Source organism: Polynucleobacter sp. TUM22923, assembly GCF_030295705.1.
Lineage (GTDB): Bacteria > Pseudomonadota > Gammaproteobacteria > Burkholderiales > Burkholderiaceae > Polynucleobacter.
In genome coordinates, this window is the sequence record NZ_AP027274.1 from 1,524,318 (window position 1) to 1,544,502 (window position 20,185).

Genomic DNA, 20,185 nt, shown 5'->3' on the forward strand with positions numbered 1-20,185 from the left:
AAGTTCAGTCAAATACAAATGAGAGCACCGGAAGCACTATTTCCAAGCGATTGGACCAAACCCACAAAACAAGCTGATCTTATTAAGCTGGCTAAGTCTATTTTGCTCGAGCCAACCGGACTATCCGAGCAAGACTTACACAGCACCTTTGGGAATATGTTTACCCATCAATTGGACGATGCTGATTTGTATTTTCAGCACACTCGCAGTGAAAGTTGGAGTCTGGAAGAGGGAATTGTGAAATCTGGAAGTTTCAATATTGATCAAGGTGTTGGTGTTCGCGCTATTTACGGCGATAAAACAGCCTTTGCTTATTCCGATGAAATTAATTTAGATGCCTTAAACAAAGCAGCAAAATCCACTAGAGTTATAGGCCCACAGGGAGGTAAACAAGCCGTTGCTACAAAGCTATTTACCCCTGTTTCCAATCAACTTTACTCAGATTTAAATCCACTGGATTCTTTGGCGCCCCAAGAAAAAATTGCCTTGTTAGAAGGCATTGAGCGTCGTGCTAAAGCCCGCGACCCTCGCATCATTCAAGTAATGGCGAGCCTTGCCGGTGAATTTGATGTTGTCATGGTGGTAAGAGCGGACGGGCTTTTAGCGGCCGATGTACGACCGCTAGTGCGCGTATCAGTGCATGTAATTGCAGAACAAAATGGTCGACGTGAATCTGGATCATCTGGAGGTGGTGCCCGTCATGACTACCATTACTTCAATGCCGATTTGATTAACCAGTATGTTGATGAGGCGGTAGATGGTGCCCTGATTAATTTAGATTCTCGTCCTGCACCCGCCGGGCCAATGACCGTAGTGATGGGACCAGGCTGGCCTGGTGTTTTGTTACACGAGGCAGTTGGTCATGGCTTAGAGGGCGACTTTAATCGTAAAGGCTCCTCTGCATTTGCAGGATGCATTGGTCAACGTGTAGCTGCTAAAGGCGTCACCGTGGTGGACGATGGAACACTCTCAGGTCGTCGTGGTTCACTTAATATTGATGATGAAGGCACGCCTACCCAGTGCACTACTTTGATTGAGGATGGCATTTTAAAAGGCTATATTCAAGATAGTTTAAATGCCCGTCTCATGAATATGCCCCTCACAGGCAATGGCCGCCGCGAGAGCTTTGCCTCGCTACCTATGCCACGAATGACTAATACCTATATGTTGGCGGGTAAAGATGATCCCCAGGAAATTGTTGCCAGCATCAAGCGCGGTCTTTATGCGGTCAACTTTGGCGGTGGCCAGGTCGACATTACGAGCGGTAAATTTGTCTTCTCAGCCTCAGAAGCTTACTGGGTTGAAAACGGTAAAATTCAATATCCAGTCAAAGGCGCCACAATCATCGGTAGCGGTCCAGAATCCCTCAAACAGGTCTCTATGATCGGTAATGACCTCAAATTAGACGGTGGAATTGGGGTTTGTGGCAAGGAAGGTCAAAGTGTTCCAGTAGGCGTTGGCCAGCCTACTTTACGAATTGATAGCCTAACTGTCGGTGGTACTGCCTGATACGGCTTAAAATAGCTCAATGAGCCAACAAAATACGAATCCCGCTAATTGGTACTCGGTCGTTGATAAAACGTCAGATACAGATGATCAACGCATTGAGAACATTACTGTTCTACCTCCCCCTGAGCATTTAATTCGTTTCTTTCCGATTGCAGGAACGCCAACAGAGGCGTTAATCAGCAAAACCCGGAAAAAAATTCGGGACATTATTCATGGCAAAGATGATCGCTTATTAGTCATCATCGGACCCTGTTCGATTCACGATCCACACGCCGCTCTAGATTATTGCCAACGCCTACTTGCAGAGCGAGAGCGTTTTTCAGGTGAACTAGAAATTGTGATGCGCGTCTACTTTGAAAAGCCCCGCACAACAGTGGGCTGGAAGGGCTTGATCAATGACCCATACCTAGACGAAAGCTATCGCATTGAAGAGGGTCTGCGTATGGCTCGTCAAGTATTGATGGAAATTAATCGATTAGGTATGCCCGCTGGTAGTGAATTTTTAGATGTCATTTCTCCGCAATATATTGCCGACCTAATTTCTTGGGGTGCCATTGGTGCCCGCACCACTGAGAGTCAAGTTCATCGCGAGCTCGCTTCAGGCTTATCTGCACCGATTGGCTTTAAAAATGGTACCGATGGCAATATCAAAATAGCAACGGATGCGATTCAAGCAGCAAGCCGTCCACACCACTTTTTGTCGGTTCATAAAAATGGTCAAGTATCCATCGTAGAAACCAAGGGTAATAAAGACTGTCACGTGATTTTGCGTGGTGGCAAAGAGCCTAATTACGAAGCGCAATATGTGCAAGCTGCTTGTGCCGAGTTATCTTCAGCAAAGCTGCCGGCTAGCTTGATGGTAGACATGTCCCATGCCAACTCTAGCAAAAAACATGAGCGTCAAATGGTTGTTGCTGAAAATATCGCAGAACAAATTGAATCTGGTTCACATCAGATTTTTGGTGTAATGATTGAGAGTCACTTAAAAGATGGTGCTCAGAAATTCTCACCAGGAAAAGATGATCCCAGCAAGCTTGCGTATGGTCAAAGCATCACTGATGCCTGCATCAACTGGGAAGATTCAGTTAATGTATTACAGCGACTTGCCTTGTCAGTGAAGAATCGTAGAAGTCTAAAAAAATAAGGCAGTTCACAAGCTAAGTCTTACAGCTTAGAAATACATGAAAGAGGCTAATTTATTTAGCCTCTTTTTTTTCGTGCTTCCAAAGTACATCATCACCACCAGCAGCGCGATTCAGTACCCGCGCCAATACAAATAGAAGGTCAGATAAACGATTTACGTACTGTCGTGGTGAATCATACAAAGGCTCTTCCCGTCCCAAGCGCACAATCGATCGCTCAGCGCGCCTGCATACCGTCCTACAAACGTGTGCCTGTGCGGCTGCCCGAGAACCTCCCGGTAAGATGAATTCTGTCAAAGGTGGCAATGTAGCATTGTATTTTTCCAGCCAAATATCAAGTTGGGCCACCTGCTCTGGCTTAAGCAATGTGTAGTTGGGAATACAAAGCTCTCCGCCCAAGTCAAATAAGTCGTGCTGAACCTGGAAAAATAGGGCGTGAAACTCCTCTGAAATGGCCTCAGGGATCGATTCGGTCATTAAAACCCCGATTTCAGAGTTCAATTCGTCGACATCACCCATAGCGCAGACGCGCAAATGATCCTTTTCAACGCGACTGCCATCGCCAAGACCGGTCATACCTGCATCGCCAGTTCTAGTGGCTATTTTTGAAAGTCGATTTCCCATAGAACTAATTATAAGTAAATGGCTAAAATGATTCTTATGAACATGGTTACCCCACCCCCAGACATCGCGGCCATCGCCCTCCTTCAATCCAAATTGGTTGCAGCCTTGCGACCCATTCTTCCAGAATATGCCCTGCTTTGGGAACCTGAAGATACGATTCCCTACGAATGCGATGGTTTAGCAGCCTACAGGCGCATGCCTTTGGCCGTTGCCTTGCCAGAAACAGAGGCCCAAGTTGCCCAAATTTTGAAGATTTGCTACGCCATGGCAATCCCTGTAGTACCGCGTGGATCGGGAACTGGACTATCAGGTGGGGCAATGCCCATATCCCAAGGTTTAGTTCTGTCACTAGCTAAACTCAAAAAGATCATTCAGGTTGATCCATTTACTCGTACGGCAATAGTTCAGCCTGGGGTGCGTAATCTCGCTATTTCTGAGGCTGTTGCGCATCTAGGCCTGTATTACGCACCGGATCCCTCTTCTCAGATTGCTTGCTCCATTGGTGGCAACGTTAATGAAAACTCTGGTGGAGTGCACTGCCTTAAATATGGATTAACGCTTCACAACATCTTACGTGTTCGTGGTCTTCTAATGAATGGTGAAGCTGTGGAATTTGGCAGTCTTGCGCCAGACGCTCCAGGCCTAGACTTACTGTCCGTCGTCATTGGTAGCGAAGGCATGCTTGCTGTGGTTACCGAGGTTACAGTAAAGCTAGTAGCTAAACCAAAATTAGCACGCGTCATTATGGCGAGTTTCGACGACATTGAAAAAGGTGGCAATGCTGTTGCTGCCATTATTGCAGCGGGCATTATTCCTGCTGGTCTCGAAATGATGGATAAAGCAACTACAAGAGCAGTGGAAGAATTCGTACACGCAGGTTACGACCTTAATGCGGAAGCCATTTTGCTTTGTGAATCGGATGGCACACCCGAAGAAGTTGCTGAAGAAATAGAACGTATGACCAGTGTGCTGGAGCAAGCTGGCGCAAGTGGTATTCAGATTTCTCAAAATGAAGCTGAGCGTTTGAAGTTCTGGAGTGGCCGAAAAAATGCCTTCCCCGCTGCCGGTCGATTAGCTGCCGATTACTACTGTATGGATGGCACCATACCTCGTCGCCATATCGCTACTCTACTTAAGCGTATTCAAGGTATGGAAAAAAAATATGGTCTTGCCTGCTTAAACGTATTTCATGCGGGCGACGGCAATATGCACCCCCTTATTTTATTTAACGGTGCAGATCAAGATGAGTGGCATCGTGCAGAGGAATTTGGTACTGAAATTTTGGAAGCTTGTGTTGAATTGGATGGCACGATTACTGGCGAGCATGGTGTAGGTATTGAAAAAATTAATTCTATGTGTGTACAGTTTGGTGAAGGTGAACGTGAATCATTTTGGGGTGTCAAGAGCGCTTTCGATCCAGAACATTTATTGAATCCCGACAAAGCTATCCCGACCCTCAATCGTTGCGCTGAATATGGTCGTATGCGAATCAGTGGCGGCAATTTACCCCATCCAGAGTTGGAGCGCTTTTAATGCCGCGTAAAAATTCTAATCCTGCTGCTATCAAACAAATTGAATTATTTCGTGAGCAAATTTTAACCGCCGCTAAAACGCAGACACCTCTCTCAATTCAAGGTGGTGGCACTAAGTCTTGGTATGGAAATAACAATCAATTTGCTAAGCTAGATACGCGCCCCTACTCCGGCATTCTGGAATACCAACCCGAAGAATTAGTGATCACTGCCTGCGCTGGCACACCCTTAAAAGAAATTGAGGCCGCTCTAACGGACAAGAATCAAATGCTCCCGTTTGAGCCGCCACACTTTGGTGAAAATGCTACTTTTGGCGGGGCAATTGCTGCAGGTCTTGCAGGACCTGGCAGAATTAGCGCTGGCAATCTGCGAGATTTTGTATTGGGTGCGCGCATCATGGATGGCAAAGGCCAGGACTTATCTTTTGGCGGCCAAGTAATGAAGAACGTTGCTGGATATGACGTGTCACGCTTACTACCAGGCTCTATGGGCACCCTATCCCTCTTACTAGAAGCATCAGTTAAGGTGTTACCGAAACCCGCAGCAACAACAACGCTTCGGTGCGCAGTCACACAAGCACATGCCTTGCAACTCACCAATCAATGGGCTGGCCAGCCTTTACCCCTTGCAGCAAGTTGCTGGATTGGTTCAGCCAAGTCAGATAAGGAGGGTGTGCTGACGATTCGTTTGTCGGGTGCAGCCGCTGCTGTGAAAGCAGCGATTCCTTTAATGAGTGCCGCTGTAAATGCTGTTGAACTAGACCCAGAAGATGCCCAAGTGTTCTGGCGTCATCTACGCGAACAACAATTACCTAGCTTTACTAATCTGGGTCCAGATGAAACGCTATATCGTTTATCGCTACCAGCAGCCTGTGGCTCACTCACCCTGCCAGGTATGCAAGATGAGATTGTGCTGGAGTGGCACGGCCAACAGCGCTGGTTAAAAGCGCCTGGTGATGAAGCGACCTTTGCCACCATCAAGGTACTTGTTAATACACACGGAGGACATGCTAGCCGCTTCAAGCAGGGTGTCAATGTGGATCCAAGCTACCAACGATTTACCCTCTTGAGCGAACAAGCCCATTCAGCTGCACTAGAGGCTGTTCAAGCGCGCCTGCGCAATGCATTCGATCCAGCAGGTGTATTTGCTTCTCACCGCCTTCCATAAGCCCTTACATGCAAACTCAACTCGCCCCCCAATTTGCCAATACTGCTGATGGTATTGAAGCCGCCCGAATTCTTGGTAAATGCGTTCACTGCGGTTTCTGCACTGCGACCTGCCCTACCTACCAAATTCTGGGTGATGAATTAGATGGCCCACGTGGTCGCATCTACTTGATCAAACAAATGGCTGAAGGTCAGGCACCTACGGAAAAAACCCGTCTGCACCTAGACCGCTGCTTGACTTGCCGTAACTGCGAAAGTACCTGTCCTAGTGGCGTGCAGTATGGCAATCTGATTGATATTGGTCGCAAATGGGCGGAAGAGAAAACTGCCCCACGCCCACTTTCACAACGACTGACTCGTTGGGCCCTAAAAGAGGGTTTGACTAGCCCGCTTTTATTTAACTCAGCGATGACGCTTGGTCGCTTAGTGCGCCCCCTAATGCCAAGTAGCATCAAGCGTAAGGTACCTGAAATTAAAAATAAAGCGTTAGCGAGCGATACAGATCCCTATGCAAGACCAACCACTCAGCATGCTCGCAAAATGTTATTGCTAGAGGGTTGCGTGCAACCGGGTATGCTGCCCAATATTAATTCTGCTACTGCACGTGTATTAGATGCGCTAAAAATTGAACTTATTAGCGCACCAAATGCTACTTGTTGCGGAGCATTGCGCTATCACTTAAATGATCAAGTAGGCGGCCTAGACAATGCCAGACAAAATATCGATGCCTGGTGGCCACTGATAGAAAAGGGTGCAGAGGCAATTGTGATGACAGCCTCTGGCTGCGGCGTTTTGGCTAAAGATTATGGACATCTACTGGCTGGCGATGCCGTATATGCAGCTAAAGCAAAAAAGGTTTCTGATCTCACCAAAGATATCTCTGAAATTCTTCCCCTTTTACAGACTGAGCTACTAGCACTCGTCGGAGCGGATCCAAAGCCAGGCGTCGTATACCACCCACCCTGCACCTTGCAACATGGTCAACAAATTCGAGGAAAAGTAGAGGGTCTATTAGCCAGTATTGGTATTGGTGCGCGCTTATGTGCAGACAGCCACCTATGTTGTGGCTCCGCAGGCACTTACTCAGTGACCCAGCCGGAACTCTCCGATCAGCTGCGCAAAAATAAGCTGGCGCACTTACAGGCTGCCTGTGAAGAATCTGGTGCTCAAGTCATTGTTTCTGGCAACGTCGGCTGTATCTCTCACCTGCAGCAAGATGACACTCCAGTATTGCACTGGATAGAAATCGTAGATCAGTTGATCACCCGAAAATCTACCCCCTCATCATGAACAACATTACCAACAATTTAATGCTGGTAAGGCAGAGGTTAGAGCTTGCAGCAATAGCCGCAAAAAGGGAGCCGGAAGATATCCAGCTACTAGCAGTTAGCAAAACATTCCCTGCAAGAGCAATTGAAGAGGCAATGCACGCCGGACATACTGCTTTTGGAGAAAACTACGTTCAAGAAGGGGTTGAGAAAATTCAGCAACTGGCTAAATTACGCCCTTGGCTTGAATGGCACTTTATTGGCCCACTCCAAAGTAATAAGACAAGAGAGGTCGCCGAACACTTTGATTGGGTTCACAGCATTGATCGCCTCAAAATTGCAGAACGTCTGTCCGCGCAGCGTGGTGAGTTCCCCAACCTTGGACCATTGCAAGTTTGCGTTCAAATTAATGTGAGTGAGGAAGACAGTAAAAGCGGTCTACCCCTAGAAGAAGTAGAGGCCTTGTGTACTGCAATTACTAAACTTCCCCATTTAGTGTTGAGGGGGCTCATGGCAATTCCAGCTCCTAGCAAAGATATTGTCCAACAACGTCAAGCACTAGCAGCCGTTAGGGAGTGCTTTATTGGAATCAAAACAATGCATATCGCAGATTTTGGTTATGACTTTTTTGATACCCTCTCAATGGGTATGTCAGATGATTTAGAGGCCGCTATTACTGAAGGAAGCACAATCGTGCGCGTCGGAAGTGCTATTTTCGGGAAGCGCGATAAGATCTCAGCATGAACACTATATCAATGAATCAAAATGCCCACATCACTTTTATTGGCGGTGGCAATATGGGTCGCGCTCTTATCAGTGGCTTATTGGCGAGCGGGTTTAGGACTGATCAGTTTTCGGTAGTCGAAGCAAATGCGGTCACAAGCCAAAAATTACAACAAGACTTCGGAATTCAAGTCATAGATGCTGTGGATCAAATCGCATTAGATTTCTCAAAAAATAATGTTGTCGTGATGGCCGTCAAGCCACAAGATTTTTCAGTGGTAGCAAAAACATTAAGTGCAAAACTAAAACCATCATCTGCATCTCCAGCTACACCAGCAACTACACCTCTGGTTTTGAGTATTGCTGCTGGTATCCGACTTCAAGATATGAGTCGCTGGCTTGACCACGACTGCTGTGTCCGCGCCATGCCTAACACCCCAGCTTTAATTGGAAAAGGAATAACCGGTTTATTTGCGGATGCCTCTGTAGGTGCCACTGACCACGCCCTCGCAGAAACCATTTGCTATGCAGTAGGCCAAACCGTATGGGTCAAAGAAGAGAGGCTCATCGATGCAGTTACTGCTGTTTCTGGAAGCGGCCCTGCTTATGTTTTCGCTTTCTTGGAAGCACTGCAAGCTAGTGGTGAAAAACTGGGGCTTGATGCAATAACCGCCCGCAAACTAGCTTATGCCACATTAGAAGGTGCTAGCAAGCTAGCGCACAACTCCGACGAGCCTGCTAGCATCCTACGGGAGCGCGTTACCTCAAAAGGCGGCACCACTGCTGCAGCACTTGACGCTCTCAAACAATTGGACTGGCAAGGTGCTCTTGAAAAAGCGATTCACGCGGCTAATCAACGCAGTCAGGCCATGGGTAATGAATTTGGTCAGAATTAAGTTAGGATCAGCTAAGAGCAAATCCTAGTACGATTCCCAAAAACAAAAATCCGCCCAGCCAGTTGTTATGGCGAAACGCCTGAAAGCAATCTGCGCGATTTCTGGATGAAACGAGTCTAAGGTGGTACAGAGCGCAAACTAGCGCCAAACTCCATCCCAGCCAAAAGTAATGATTTAAGTGGGTCAATTGCGCAACTACTATTTGGCTAATGAGTAAGATCCCATAGCTAATCGCGATCGCTAGAACATCAAATCGACCAAAGGTAATAGCAGAAGTTCTCAGCCCTAAGCGCAGATCATCATCTCGGTCGACCATGGCATAAGCGGTGTCATACGCAATCGCCCAGAAAATATTTCCGATAAATAAAACCCAAGCCTCTAGCGGAATAAATCCCAGTACGGCCGCATAAGCCATCGGAATGCCAAACCCAAATGCTATTCCTAAGACTGCCTGTGGAACAGCTAAAAAACGCTTAGTAAAGGGGTAAATAATGGCGACTGCTACAGCACCAATAGAGAGTACTTTGGTCAGCGGATTGAGAGTTTGTATCAGCAGAAAAGAAAGGAGCGCTAATATAGCGGCAACCATCAAGGCCTCTTTTCCAGAAATCTTGCCGCTAGTAATGGGGCGATCTTTCGTTCTCAAGACGTAGCGATCAAAGTCACGATCAGCGTAGTCATTCATTGCGCAACCAGCACTACGCATCAAAAATGTACCTAGAATAAATATGATTAGTACATCTACATCCGGTGGACCCCCGCTAGCCAACCACAGCGCCCACAAAGTAGGCCACAGTAAAAGCAAGGTTCCGATAGGCTTATCTAAGCGCACTAAATGAGCATAAGCAACTAGTCGTAAGCAGAAATGATTCATCAAAGAATTATCAGGCTTTCAGAAATTCTGTGCGAGACCCTAGCCAACGCTCTAGATGTCTTCCTACTAAATCTGAATGCTCATCCAATAATCGATCAGCGGCTGTTTGCGCTAACTCAATTAACCAAGCGTCTCGCTGAAGGTCTACAAAACGCAACATCGCATCACCTGACTGCTTCGCTCCCAGCAATTCTCCAGGGCCACGGAGTGATAAGTCTCGCTCTGCAATAACAAAGCCATCCGTAGTTTCTCTTAGGGTTTGTAGGCGCTCTTTCGCTGCCATTGACAGTGGCTCTGCGTACATCAAAATACACACGGAGTCTGCCGAACCGCGGCCTACGCGCCCCCTTAATTGATGTATCTGGGCATAGCCAAAGCGCTCTGCATGTTCGATCACCATCAGCGCTGCATTGGGAACATCAACACCGACTTCAATCACTGTAGTGGCTACTAATAGCTGAATTTCATTCGCCTTAAATGATGCCATCACAGCAGCCTTCTCCTCGCTTTTTAATCTGCCGTGAACCAAGCCTACTTTAAAATGAGGTAAGGCCTGAGTGAGCTGCTCAAAACTCTCTACAGCAGTTTGCAATTGAAGGACTTCTGACTCCTCAATTAATGGACATACCCAATATGCCTGTAACCCTTTAGCTAACCAATCATGCAAGCCCCCAATCACCTCATCGCGACGGGCAGCTTTGACAACCTTCGTTGTAATTGGCTTACGACCCGGTGGCAACTCATCAATTACTGAAACATCAAGATCAGCATAATATGTCATCGCAAGTGTCCTCGGAATAGGCGTTGCCGACATCATTAATTGATGACAATAAAATAACTCTGAACCTACCCGTTGCTGAATTTCTAAACGCTGCCGAACCCCAAAACGATGCTGCTCGTCAATGACCGCCAAACCCAGCTTTGAAAAACTGACCTTATCCTGAATGAGGGCATGTGTGCCAATAATTAATTGCGCAGCACCACTTTCAATCATTTCCTGTGCCAATCTTTTTTCTTTTGCCTTCAAGCTTCCGGAGAGCCAGGCAACCTTCACACCTAATGGCTCGAACCACTCTTGCATCTTAAGATGGTGCTGCTCTGCCAAGATTTCTGTGGGAGCCATAATGGCTGCTTGATATCCATGATCGATGGCGCGTGCCGCTGCTAAAGCAGCAATCACTGTCTTGCCGCTACCCACATCGCCCTGTAGTAATCGATTCATTGGAAAAGTATTTGAGAGATCACTCCCTATCTGCCGCCATACGCGTGCTTGAGCACCCGTCAGCTCAAACGGCAATACCTTGAATAAACCCTCTTCAATGCTCGTTGATGCGCTTGCTCCATCATTATTCGTTTCGTCATTGCGTATTGCGACTAACTTTTTGAAACAAGGTGCACGTCTTTCTCTACGAATCGCGTGCGCCCGCTTTAATGAAATTTGTTGCGCCAGTAATTCTTCAAACTGCACACGACGCCAAGCGGGGTGCGTGCGCTCTAACAATGACTGAGTATTGGCATCTGCGGGGGGCTGATGGAGGTATGTAATCGCTTCTTGCAAAGGAGGCCAATCCCGAGTCGGCAGAATTTCTGATGTCAGGCTGGCGGGTAAAAATTCAGCCAAGCTCTCCTTCAAACTGGGATCCTGCAATGCCTTGAGTACCGCCTTACGAATAATAGTTTGGGATAAGCCGGCACTGGCAGGATAGACCGGCGTCAAACACGCAGACAGGGGCGCATCCGCAGTTACAGCACGCACAATCGGATGAACCATCTCTGCACCCAAGAACCCATCGCGCACCTCTCCGCGCACACGAATATGACTTCCAACTGCCATTTGTTTTTGTTGGCTAGGATAAAAATTGAGAAAGCGGAGCCCAAGTGAGCCCGTATCATCCTCAATCGTAACTAGTAACTGTCTTCTGGGCCGAAAAAGGACTTGACTGCGAATAACGACCCCTTGGGTCTGAATCGCATTAAACTTGCCTAGTCCTAAGGCTTCCTCAATTGTGAAAAGCTCAGTCTCATCCTCATAACGGGATGGGAGGTGCAAAGCAAGAGCCATAGGGCTGTTTAAACCCATTTTTTCGAGTGCAGTTGGCGGTCGCTTATTCGTCATCTTTAAAATCCAATACCTGATGTTAATGCCATGCAACTTTCCGACTTCAATTACGACCTTCCACCCCATCTCATTGCCCAGCATCCCCTGGGAAACAGAACTGACAGCCGCCTCCTAGAAGTAAAGCTAGATGGAATAAATGCCGCTCAATTAGTAGATCGGCAATTTCGGGATATTTTGGATCTGGTTAAGCCTGGGGATCTACTGGTATTTAACGACACTAAAGTTATCCCCGCTCGTCTGCACGGCAAAAAGGAGACGGGGGGCAATGTTGAGCTTCTCATTGAACGCATCACTGGTGATCAGCAAGCCTGGGTTCAAGTAAGGGCCTCCAAGGCTCCGAAAATGGGTTCCATAGTACATATTCATAATGCCGCCGGAGAAACCTTCCCCGTCGAAATGATTGCTTATGATGGGCGATTTTATGAAGTGCGCTTCCCAAAAAATATTTTTTCTTTGCTGGAGCAATTTGGCGAACTTCCCTTACCTCCCTATATTGAACATCAGCCAAATGATGAGGATGCCAATCGCTATCAGACAGTTGTCGCCAAAAACCCAGGTGCAGTAGCTGCCCCCACCGCCGGACTTCATTTTGATCAGGCAATTTTGCTCGAGCTTAATAAGCTTGGCGTCCAAGTCGCTACTGTCACCCTCCATGTAGGGGCCGGCACGTTTACCCCGGTTCGAGAGGAAGATCTCAGCAAACATCAGATGCATTACGAGTGGTTTTCTATTCCACCGGAAACCTTAGCCACCGTCCAAGAGACCCGTCGCCAGGGCGGCAGAGTCATTGCGGTCGGTACCACCAGCTTGAGAGCCTTGGAGAGCTGGGCACTTAATCAGCAGAGTAGCGGTGAAACCAATCTATTTATCACCCCTGGCTTCACCTTTAAAACCGTTGATTGCTTATTAACGAACTTTCACCTACCAAAATCGACCTTACTTATGTTGGTCAGCGCATTTGCTGGCGTGGATAATATCCGCAATGCCTATCAACATGCCATTTCTCAAGAGTATCGTTTTTTCAGCTATGGCGATGCCATGTTCTTGAGTCGCCTTAACCATACCAATACATGACCAAACCCGTTCACTTTAATATTTTGGCCCGCGACTCAGCGAGCCCAGCCCGCTTGGGTCAACTTGATCTTCCGCACGGTAGCGTACAAACCCCTATCTTTATGCCTGTAGGTACCTATGGCACTGTAAAGGCCATGACTCCACGTGACCTGAATGAAGCTAAAGCACAGATCATTTTGGGAAATACCTTTCATCTTTGGCTTCGTCCGGGTTTAGATGTCATCAAAAAGCATGGCGGCTTACATCGCTTTATGGGCTGGGATAAGCCCATCCTGACTGACTCAGGTGGCTTTCAGGTATTTAGTTTGGGCGCTTTGAGAAAAATCTCTGAGGAGGGGGTTACTTTTTCATCCCCCATTAATGGCGACAAGTTATTTATGTCCCCCGAGGTCTCGATGGAGATACAGGCGGTACTCAATAGTGATATTGCGATGCAGTTTGATGAGTGCACTCCTTATGAGGTCAAAGGCCAGGCTACCTCGGAAAAAACAGCTCGAGCCTCACTAGAAATGTCGCTGCGTTGGGGTGACCGCTCTTTAAAACGATTTCGGGAGCTAGAAACTGGCAATGGCTTGTTTGGCATCGTTCAAGGTGGTATGTTTGAGAGCCTGCGTGAGTTTTCCCTAGACGCCGTAAGTCAGCAGGGCTTTGATGGCATTGCCATTGGCGGACTGTCGGTTGGTGAACCCAAACCAGAATTTGAGCGCATCCTTCACTTCACGGCACCAAAGTTACCCGAGCATATGCCCCATTACTTAATGGGTGTCGGGACGCCTGAGGATTTGATGCTAGGCGTTAGTCTAGGAATCGATATGTTTGACTGCGTGATGCCTACTCGTAACGCACGCAATGGCTGGCTTTTTACTCGCTTTGGCGACCTAAAATTAAGAAACGCGGGCTATAAAGAGGATGATCGTCCTGTTGACCCCACTTGCGCCTGCTACACCTGCCAAAATTTCACTAGATCGTATCTAAATCACCTGCAAAAGGCCAATGAGATCCTGGGCTCTCAGCTCAACACCATCCATAACCTCTCCTACTACCTGCAGCTTATGGAAGAGATTCGTGAGTCACTAGCCAAAGACCGTTTTAGCGCCTACCGCGAAGAATTTCATCGAAATCGCCAGCGTGGCGTTGAGCCTGGCCAGGATTAATGGCCCCTAGGCAACACAAGCACCTTCAATTGACCTTAAATCAGCCTTCAGAGCCCCATACAGTTTAGAATTGCGGCTTTACGGCTGTGTTGTATCAGCCTAAATCTAAAGCAGTTTTCCATCAGTGATTAACGGAGGTTTTATATGTGGATTAGTAACGCGTTTGCCCAGGCTCCAGCCGCGGGTGCAGATTCCAATGGCTTAATGAGCTTTCTTCCCCTAGTGTTGATGTTCGCAGTCTTGTACTTCATCATGATTCGCCCACAAATGAAGCGTCAAAAAGAAACCAAAGCAATGTTGGAGTCTTTATCAGTTGGCGATGAAGTGGTGACCGTTGGCGGCATTATCGGCAAGGTAACTTCCTTAAAAGACCAAGTAGTTACGGTAGAAATTTCTGCTGGCACCGAAGTGCAGATGCAAAAAGGCGCTATCACTACGGTACTGCCAAAGGGTTCACTAAAATCCGCTTAATCTGTTTGCTTAAAAGTCTTTCAATATGAACCGCTACCCTCTCTGGAAATACATCGTCATCCTGGTTGCCTTATTAATTGGGGGGTTGTATTCACTACCCAATTTTTACGGAGAGGCCCCAGCGGTTCAAGTCTCGTCTGCCAAGCCAACCACTAAGGTTGATTTGGCGACACAGTCTCGAGTTGAAAAAATTCTGGCTGACCAAAACATGGTCAGCACTGGAGTCTTCTTTGAGTCTGTCGGCAATGTAGGCTCAATCAAGATTCGATTCAATAACACTGATACGCAGCTACAAGCGCGTGACTTATTGCAGCAAAAGCTGAATATTGATCAAAATGATCCCAACTTTACAGTTGCACTGAACCTACTCTCCAACACACCAGGATGGCTCAATGCCATTAATGCACTGCCCATGCCTCTTGGTCTGGACTTACGTGGCGGCGTCTACTTCCTACTGCAGGTAGATATGAAGGGGGCAGTTCAAAAGAAGATTACTTCTTTAGCGGCCGATGTTCGAAGCCAGTTGCGGGATAAATCGATCCGCCAACAAGGTATTGAGCGTGGCCAAGATAATCTCACTATTACCTTTGGCAGTACCGAGGATGCAGAAAAAGCGCGGGCAGTTTTAATGACTAGCCAACCAGAATTGATATGGCAAGTAAAGCCTGCAGGGCTTTCTCCAAAACTCATTGGAGAATTTAAGCCAACAGCGCTAAAAGAAGTTCAAGATAATGCAGTAAAACAAAATATCGTTACCCTGAACAAACGGGTCAATGAGTTAGCGGTTAAAGAACCCGTTATTCAGCAACAAGGTGCCGAACGCATTGTGGTGCAACTGCCTGGCGTTCAAGATACTGCGCGAGCAAAAGATATTATTGGGCGCACTGCGACCTTAGAGTCTAGGCTTGCCGATCCCATTGTGTCTACGATTGCAATTGGCGAAACAGCGCCCCCCGGTATGGATGTATTTCGCTTTGGTGAAAACCGCCAGGGTGTCTTCAAGAAATCCGTTATTTTTAGTGGTGATCGCATTACCGATGCCAGTGCTGGCTTTGACCAAAATCAGCGTCCTGCAGTAAATATTGCTTTAGATGCTGCTGGCGGCCGCGTGATGCAAGAGGTCACCCGGGAGAATATTGGTAAACCGATGGGCATGATCTTGTTTGAGAAAGGCAAAGGCGAAGTTCTTACCATCGCCACCATTCAAAGTGAATTCGGCTCCAAGTTTCAAATTACCGGACAACCGACTACTGAAAGTGCCAATGACTTAGCCCTCTTATTGCGTGCAGGCTCTTTAGCTGCCCCAATGGAAATTATCGAAGAGCGCACAATCGGACCAAGTCTAGGCGCTGAAAATATTGAGAAAGGCTTTAAATCACTGATCATTGGTTTTGCAGCGATCTCCCTCTTCATGATGGCGTATTACCTGCTTTTTGGAACCTTTTCAGTCATCGCTCTGGCGGTGAACTTACTGCTACTCATCTCCGTCTTATCCATGCTGCAAGCAACCCTTACCCTTCCGGGAATCGCCGCCATGGCACTTGCACTCGGTATGGCGATTGACTCTAACGTACTGATTAACGAACGTATTCGTGAAGAATTACGTAATGGGGCCGCGCCCCAAACGGCTATTGCGGTTGGTTTTGATAAGGCATGGGCAACCATCCTGGACTCTAATGTCACGACCTTAATTGCTGGATTGGCATTGCTGGCATTTGGCTCAGGTCCCATCAAAGGCTTTGCAGTAGTGCATTGCCTAGGCATCCTGACTTCGATGTTCTCCGCCGTCTTCTTTTCACGTGGCATTGTTAATCTCTGGTACGGTAAAAATAAGAAGGTTCAAAAACTCGCTATTGGCCAAGTTTGGCGCCCACAAGGGAAATAAGTCATGGAATTTTTCCGAATTAAAAAAGATATTCCTTTTATGCGCCATGCCTTGGCGCTCAATGCGGTTTCTTTAATTACCTTTTTAGCCGCTGTTTTCTTTCTCTGGCATAACGGTCTTCATCTATCGATTGAATTTACGGGTGGCACAGTCATGGAGGTCAGCTACCCGCAGACCGCCCCCCTCGACTCCATTCGAACCGAAGTAGAAAAGTTAGGCTATACAGATACCCAGATTCAAAACTTTGGTAGCTCACGCGATGTCATGATTCGCTTGCCTGTACAAAAGGATGCTGCAGGCAAGGTGATCTCTTCTGCGGATCAAAGCATTGCAGTCATGCAGGCACTTAATCCTGAGGCTTCTGGTGTAAAACTACAGCGGGTTGAATTTGTTGGGCCGCAAGTTGGCCAAGAACTTGCCTTAGATGGTTTAAAAGCCCTGATCTTTGTGATCATCGGGATTGTTATTTATCTATCTTTCCGTTTTGAGTGGAAATTTGCGCTTGCCGGCATTATTGCGAACCTGCATGACATCGTCATCATCCTAGGCTTTTTCGCTTTCTTCCAATGGGAATTCTCCCTTTCCGTATTAGCAGCTGTGCTGGCGGTATTGGGTTACTCCGTGAATGAATCTGTAGTGATCTTTGATCGTATTCGCGAAAATTTCCGCAAATACCGCAAGATGAATACCCAGGAAATTATTGATAACGCCATCACTAGCACCATCAGTCGCACCGTGATCACTCACGGTAGTACTGAGATGATGGTCTTAGCGATGCTCATTTTCGGTGGCCCCACCCTCTTTTACTTTGCCCTTGCACTAACCATCGGCATTCTATTTGGTATTTACTCTTCTGTATTCGTAGCGGCGGCACTTGCGATGTGGCTCGGCGTGACACGGGAAGACTTAGTCAAAGGTGATCGCAAACCGGATGATACTAACCGTAGCGATGACCCAAATTTTGGCGCCCAAGTCTAATTGAGTCTGAAATGTTGATGCTCAAGGGCGGCTACTATTTTTGTAGTTGCGCCTTGATGTTCGGTTGAGTAATCTTTCGCAGCATGACTCATCCTCACTAGCTCAGCTGAATTCAATAGTAGTTCTTCTACAGATTTCGCTAACGCCGCATTTCCTGAGATCCGCTTTGCTGCGCCTATTTCCAGGGCATCCAAAGTCGCTTGCTGAAAATTATAAGTATGCTCACCCAGCAATACTGGGCAGCCAGCAGCGCAAGCCTCGATTAAATTCTGCCCCCCAAAAGGAAATAAGCTGCCCCCCATAATCACTAGATTTGCAGCACTGTAATACAGTGGCATTTCACCCATAGAGTCGCCCAAAATCACTTGTAGGCTTGTATCTACATTTGGGGTGCCTGACCACTCTGAACGGCGGCAATAAACAAATTCCGCTTGATGCACTTGATTAGCCACTTCGGCAAATCGCTCAGGATGGCGCGGCACTAAACACAACAAAGGCATCACCTCAAAATGATGGCCTCGCAATATCTCTTTCCATGCTTTTAGAATCAATGCTTCTTCGCCATCGCGCGTGCTAGCTGCGCAAACCATCATGCGTCCCTGAGCATGGAGCGCACGTTGCCATGACTTACCTTGCCGAACTAAATGCGGATCTAGTGGCACATCAAACTTTAGATTACCCACGGTATCTGCATTACGCACACCTAAACTTCGGTAGCGCTGGGTATCTAATTCGGTTTGCGCCAAAATACCAGTAAAGGCTTGAAATAGTGCTCTACCTGCTTTACCAAACTGCCGCACACGCCGTGCGCTACGCTCTGATAAACGGGCATTGACTAAAAATAACGGCAGATGTATCTGGGCACAATAAAACACGATTGTTGGCCAAGCTTCCGTTTCCATTAACAAGCCCATTCTTGGCCTGAAGGTGCGAATGAAATGGGCAACAGCCCAGCATACGTCATACGGTAAATATACTTGCTGTAGCTGACCAGATTCAATCGCTTTTGCGAATACAGCGGCACCCGCAAGACGGCCATTAAGCGTCATATGTGTCAGCAGAATTGTTTCACCACGAGCAAGATAGGCATCAATCAGCGGTTGAGCTGCCCTTGTCTCACCTACAGAGACCGCATGAATCCAGATGGATCCCTGAATACCTGGTTGTGCATTAGCAAAACCCAGTCGCTCAGAGAAATGCTTTAAATACGTAATGGAATGACGAGTTCGCAAAGCAAGACGAATAAATGCGAATGGCAGCAGGAGATGCCAAAGCAATTGGTAAAAAGTAAACCAGATCTTGGGACGAGCACCGTATTGCGAATCTATTGGTGCTTGACCCAGGCTTGGTGTCAGGCTCACTTTTTTAAACGTTCAGTCAATTCGACTGCCTTACCTAAATAGGTGGATGGCGTCATCTCTAGCAATAGCTGTTTTGCATCATCCGGAATTTTCAGGCCACGAATAAAAGTTTGTAGATCCGCCTGATTAATCCCTTTTCCACGCGTTAGCTCTTTTAGCTGTTCATACGGATTTTCAATTCCATAGCGACGCATGACGGTTTGCACCGGTTCCGCCAGCACTTCCCAGCAAGCATCTAAGTCAGCCGCAATAGCCGCATGGTTCACCTCTAATTTACTCAGCCCGCGCAAAGCGCTGTCATATGCCAATACGCTATGGCCAAATGCCGGGCCTAAATTACGCAAAACGGTTGAGTCCGTCAAATCGCGCTGCCAACGTGAGATTGGTAGCTTCTCAGCCAAATGACGCAATAACGCATTAGCCACGCCGAGGTTACCCTCAGAGTTTTCAAAATCAATTGGGTTCACCTTATGCGGCATCGTTGAGGAACCAATCTCTCCGGCTTTCGTACGTTGCTTAAAGTAACCAATCGAAATATATGCCCAGAAATCACGGTCCATATCCAACAAGATCGTGTTAGCTCGGGCAATGGCGTCAAATAATTCAGCCATTCCATCATGTGGCTCGATCTGAATCGTATATGGATTGAAGGTTAAACCTAAGCGCTTCTCGATGACATTTTTAGAAAAATTTTCCCAATCAAAATCGGGATAGGCCGATAAGTGGGCGTTGTAGTTACCCACAGCACCATTCATTTTTGCCAGCAAGGGCACTGACGCAATGACAGCGATAGCCCGCTCTAACCGTTTAGCAATATTAGCTAACTCTTTACCCAAAGTACTTGGGGAAGCTGGTTGGCCATGTGTACGGGATAACAAAGGCACCTTGGCATTTTCTAAAGCTAAATCTGTGAGCACACCAAGTACCTTGCGTAGTTGTGGCAACAGCACTTCGTCACGCGCCCCACGTAACATCAATCCATGGGAAGTGTTGTTGATATCCTCAGACGTACAAGCAAAGTGAATAAACTCACTTGCTTTTAATAAATCAGGTCGACCTGAAACTTTTTCTTTCAAAAAGTATTCCACTGCTTTGACATCATGGTTAGTCACTGCCTCAATGTCTTTAATGCGCTGTGCATCCGCATCAGAGAAGTTTTCTGGCAGGGCCAATAAAAAAGCTTCATCCGCCGCACTAATATTAGGTACATCTGGTAATCCTGCAGCAGCCAAAGCCAATAACCAATGAATCTCTACAAAAACCCGCTGACGCATAAAGGCAGCCTCAGACAACCAAGGTCGTAAGGCATCTAGCTTTCCGGCATAGCGACCGTCTAAGGGGGAAAGTGCACTGAGGGTAGAAAGCGGCTGGCTCACAGATATTGCCTTTACTAAAATATGTCGATAAGG

The 20,185-nt window shown here is 47.2% G+C and carries 17 protein-coding genes; 12 read left to right on the top strand and 5 right to left on the bottom strand.

Annotated elements, in window-relative coordinates; translation table 11 throughout:
* Positions 1-18: 18 nt before the first annotated feature.
* Complete coding sequence (gene tldD, locus QUD86_RS07770) at positions 19-1,509, top strand: metalloprotease TldD (RefSeq protein ID WP_286296422.1); 1,491 nt, start codon at positions 19-21, stop codon at positions 1,507-1,509.
* A gap of 19 nt (positions 1,510-1,528) precedes the next feature.
* Positions 1,529-2,653, top strand: coding sequence for a 3-deoxy-7-phosphoheptulonate synthase (locus QUD86_RS07775; RefSeq protein WP_286296424.1), 1,125 nt, complete (start codon positions 1,529-1,531; stop codon positions 2,651-2,653).
* Between the two features lie 52 nt (positions 2,654-2,705).
* On the opposite strand, the gene QUD86_RS07780 is transcribed toward QUD86_RS07775, so the two are convergent.
* Positions 2,706-3,275, bottom strand: coding sequence for a cob(I)yrinic acid a,c-diamide adenosyltransferase (locus tag QUD86_RS07780; protein WP_286296425.1), 570 nt, complete (start codon positions 3,273-3,275; stop codon positions 2,706-2,708).
* A gap of 42 nt (positions 3,276-3,317) precedes the next feature.
* On the opposite strand from QUD86_RS07780, the gene QUD86_RS07785 reads away from it, so the two are divergent.
* Genes QUD86_RS07785 through proC form a run of 5 tightly spaced genes read left to right on the top strand, consistent with a single transcriptional unit; the run spans position 3,318 to position 8,860 of the window.
* A complete protein-coding gene (locus QUD86_RS07785) occupies positions 3,318-4,808 on the top strand; it encodes an FAD-linked oxidase C-terminal domain-containing protein (RefSeq protein WP_286298718.1) in 1,491 nt (496 codons plus the stop codon).
* On the top strand, positions 4,808-5,974 hold the full coding sequence (gene glcE, locus QUD86_RS07790; protein WP_286296426.1) for a glycolate oxidase subunit GlcE: 1,167 nt from the start codon (positions 4,808-4,810) through the stop codon (positions 5,972-5,974). The genes QUD86_RS07785 and glcE overlap by 1 nt, the downstream gene beginning before the upstream one ends.
* Before the next feature lie 8 nt (positions 5,975-5,982).
* Complete coding sequence (gene glcF, locus QUD86_RS07795) at positions 5,983-7,263, top strand: glycolate oxidase subunit GlcF (RefSeq protein ID WP_286296428.1); 1,281 nt, start codon at positions 5,983-5,985, stop codon at positions 7,261-7,263.
* The gene (locus tag QUD86_RS07800) at positions 7,260-7,985 is read left to right on the top strand and encodes a YggS family pyridoxal phosphate-dependent enzyme (protein ID WP_286296429.1); all 726 of its coding nucleotides are present in this window, start codon (positions 7,260-7,262) and stop codon (positions 7,983-7,985) included. Before glcF ends, QUD86_RS07800 begins: the two co-directional genes overlap by 4 nt.
* On the top strand, positions 7,982-8,860 hold the full coding sequence (gene proC / locus QUD86_RS07805) for a pyrroline-5-carboxylate reductase (protein ID WP_286296430.1): 879 nt from the start codon (positions 7,982-7,984) through the stop codon (positions 8,858-8,860). The genes QUD86_RS07800 and proC overlap by 4 nt, the downstream gene beginning before the upstream one ends.
* 7 nt (positions 8,861-8,867) lie before the next feature.
* Here proC and ubiA read toward each other — a convergent pair whose 3' ends face one another.
* Together ubiA and recG are read right to left on the bottom strand one after the other, a co-directional pair.
* Complete coding sequence (gene ubiA, locus QUD86_RS07810; protein WP_286296431.1) at positions 8,868-9,734, bottom strand: 4-hydroxybenzoate octaprenyltransferase; 867 nt, start codon at positions 9,732-9,734, stop codon at positions 8,868-8,870.
* A 10-nt stretch (positions 9,735-9,744) separates the two neighbouring features.
* Positions 9,745-11,850 (bottom strand): ATP-dependent DNA helicase RecG, encoded by a 2,106-nt coding sequence (gene recG, locus QUD86_RS07815; RefSeq protein WP_286296432.1) that lies wholly within the window; start codon positions 11,848-11,850, stop codon positions 9,745-9,747.
* A 30-nt stretch (positions 11,851-11,880) separates the two neighbouring features.
* On the opposite strand from recG, the gene queA reads away from it, so the two are divergent.
* The 5 genes from queA to secF all read left to right on the top strand — a co-directional run bounded on the left by queA (position 11,881) and on the right by secF (position 17,415).
* Positions 11,881-12,927 (top strand): tRNA preQ1(34) S-adenosylmethionine ribosyltransferase-isomerase QueA, encoded by a 1,047-nt coding sequence (queA, locus tag QUD86_RS07820; protein WP_286296433.1) that lies wholly within the window; start codon positions 11,881-11,883, stop codon positions 12,925-12,927.
* Positions 12,924-14,081 (top strand): tRNA guanosine(34) transglycosylase Tgt, encoded by a 1,158-nt coding sequence (gene tgt / locus QUD86_RS07825; protein ID WP_100379682.1) that lies wholly within the window; start codon positions 12,924-12,926, stop codon positions 14,079-14,081. Before queA ends, tgt begins: the two co-directional genes overlap by 4 nt.
* 144 nt (positions 14,082-14,225) lie before the next feature.
* On the top strand, positions 14,226-14,552 hold the full coding sequence (gene yajC, locus QUD86_RS07830; RefSeq protein WP_286296434.1) for a preprotein translocase subunit YajC: 327 nt from the start codon (positions 14,226-14,228) through the stop codon (positions 14,550-14,552).
* Positions 14,553-14,577: 25 nt separating this feature from the next.
* A complete protein-coding gene (gene secD, locus QUD86_RS07835) occupies positions 14,578-16,437 on the top strand; it encodes a protein translocase subunit SecD (protein WP_286296436.1) in 1,860 nt (619 codons plus the stop codon).
* Between the two features lie 3 nt (positions 16,438-16,440).
* The gene (secF, locus tag QUD86_RS07840) at positions 16,441-17,415 is read left to right on the top strand and encodes a protein translocase subunit SecF (RefSeq protein WP_286296437.1); all 975 of its coding nucleotides are present in this window, start codon (positions 16,441-16,443) and stop codon (positions 17,413-17,415) included.
* Here secF and QUD86_RS07845 read toward each other — a convergent pair.
* Positions 17,412-18,776 carry a 3-deoxy-D-manno-octulosonic acid transferase gene (locus QUD86_RS07845; protein ID WP_286296439.1) on the bottom strand — a complete coding sequence of 455 codons (1,365 nt, stop codon included), beginning with the start codon at positions 18,774-18,776 and terminating at the stop codon, positions 17,412-17,414. The two genes, secF and QUD86_RS07845, sit on opposite strands and share 4 nt — an antisense overlap.
* Entirely contained in the window at positions 18,773-20,152 is a 1,380-nt protein-coding gene (gene purB / locus QUD86_RS07850) for an adenylosuccinate lyase (RefSeq protein WP_502928863.1), read from the bottom strand. Before purB ends, QUD86_RS07845 begins: the two co-directional genes overlap by 4 nt.
* Between the last annotated feature and the right edge of the window lie 33 nt (positions 20,153-20,185).

What these genes read in the sequence shown, in the direction of transcription:
- tldD (WP_286296422.1), top strand. Translation starts at nt 19, where the DNA reads ATGAGAGCACCGGAAGCACTATTTCCAAGCGATTGGACCAAACCCACA.
- QUD86_RS07775 (WP_286296424.1), top strand. Translation starts at nt 1,529, where the DNA reads ATGAGCCAACAAAATACGAATCCCGCTAATTGGTACTCGGTCGTTGAT.
- proC (WP_286296430.1), top strand. Translation starts at nt 7,982, where the DNA reads ATGAACACTATATCAATGAATCAAAATGCCCACATCACTTTTATTGGC.
- glcF (WP_286296428.1), top strand. Translation starts at nt 5,983, where the DNA reads ATGCAAACTCAACTCGCCCCCCAATTTGCCAATACTGCTGATGGTATT.
- QUD86_RS07780 (WP_286296425.1), bottom strand. Translation starts at nt 3,275, where the DNA reads ATGGGAAATCGACTTTCAAAAATAGCCACTAGAACTGGCGATGCAGGT.
- yajC (WP_286296434.1), top strand. Translation starts at nt 14,226, where the DNA reads ATGTGGATTAGTAACGCGTTTGCCCAGGCTCCAGCCGCGGGTGCAGAT.
- secF (WP_286296437.1), top strand. Translation starts at nt 16,441, where the DNA reads ATGGAATTTTTCCGAATTAAAAAAGATATTCCTTTTATGCGCCATGCC.
- tgt (WP_100379682.1), top strand. Translation starts at nt 12,924, where the DNA reads ATGACCAAACCCGTTCACTTTAATATTTTGGCCCGCGACTCAGCGAGC.
- ubiA (WP_286296431.1), bottom strand. Translation starts at nt 9,734, where the DNA reads ATGAATCATTTCTGCTTACGACTAGTTGCTTATGCTCATTTAGTGCGC.
- secD (WP_286296436.1), top strand. Translation starts at nt 14,578, where the DNA reads ATGAACCGCTACCCTCTCTGGAAATACATCGTCATCCTGGTTGCCTTA.
- QUD86_RS07785 (WP_286298718.1), top strand. Translation starts at nt 3,318, where the DNA reads ATGGTTACCCCACCCCCAGACATCGCGGCCATCGCCCTCCTTCAATCC.
- glcE (WP_286296426.1), top strand. Translation starts at nt 4,808, where the DNA reads ATGCCGCGTAAAAATTCTAATCCTGCTGCTATCAAACAAATTGAATTA.
- recG (WP_286296432.1), bottom strand. Translation starts at nt 11,850, where the DNA reads ATGACGAATAAGCGACCGCCAACTGCACTCGAAAAAATGGGTTTAAAC.
- QUD86_RS07800 (WP_286296429.1), top strand. Translation starts at nt 7,260, where the DNA reads ATGAACAACATTACCAACAATTTAATGCTGGTAAGGCAGAGGTTAGAG.
- queA (WP_286296433.1), top strand. Translation starts at nt 11,881, where the DNA reads ATGCAACTTTCCGACTTCAATTACGACCTTCCACCCCATCTCATTGCC.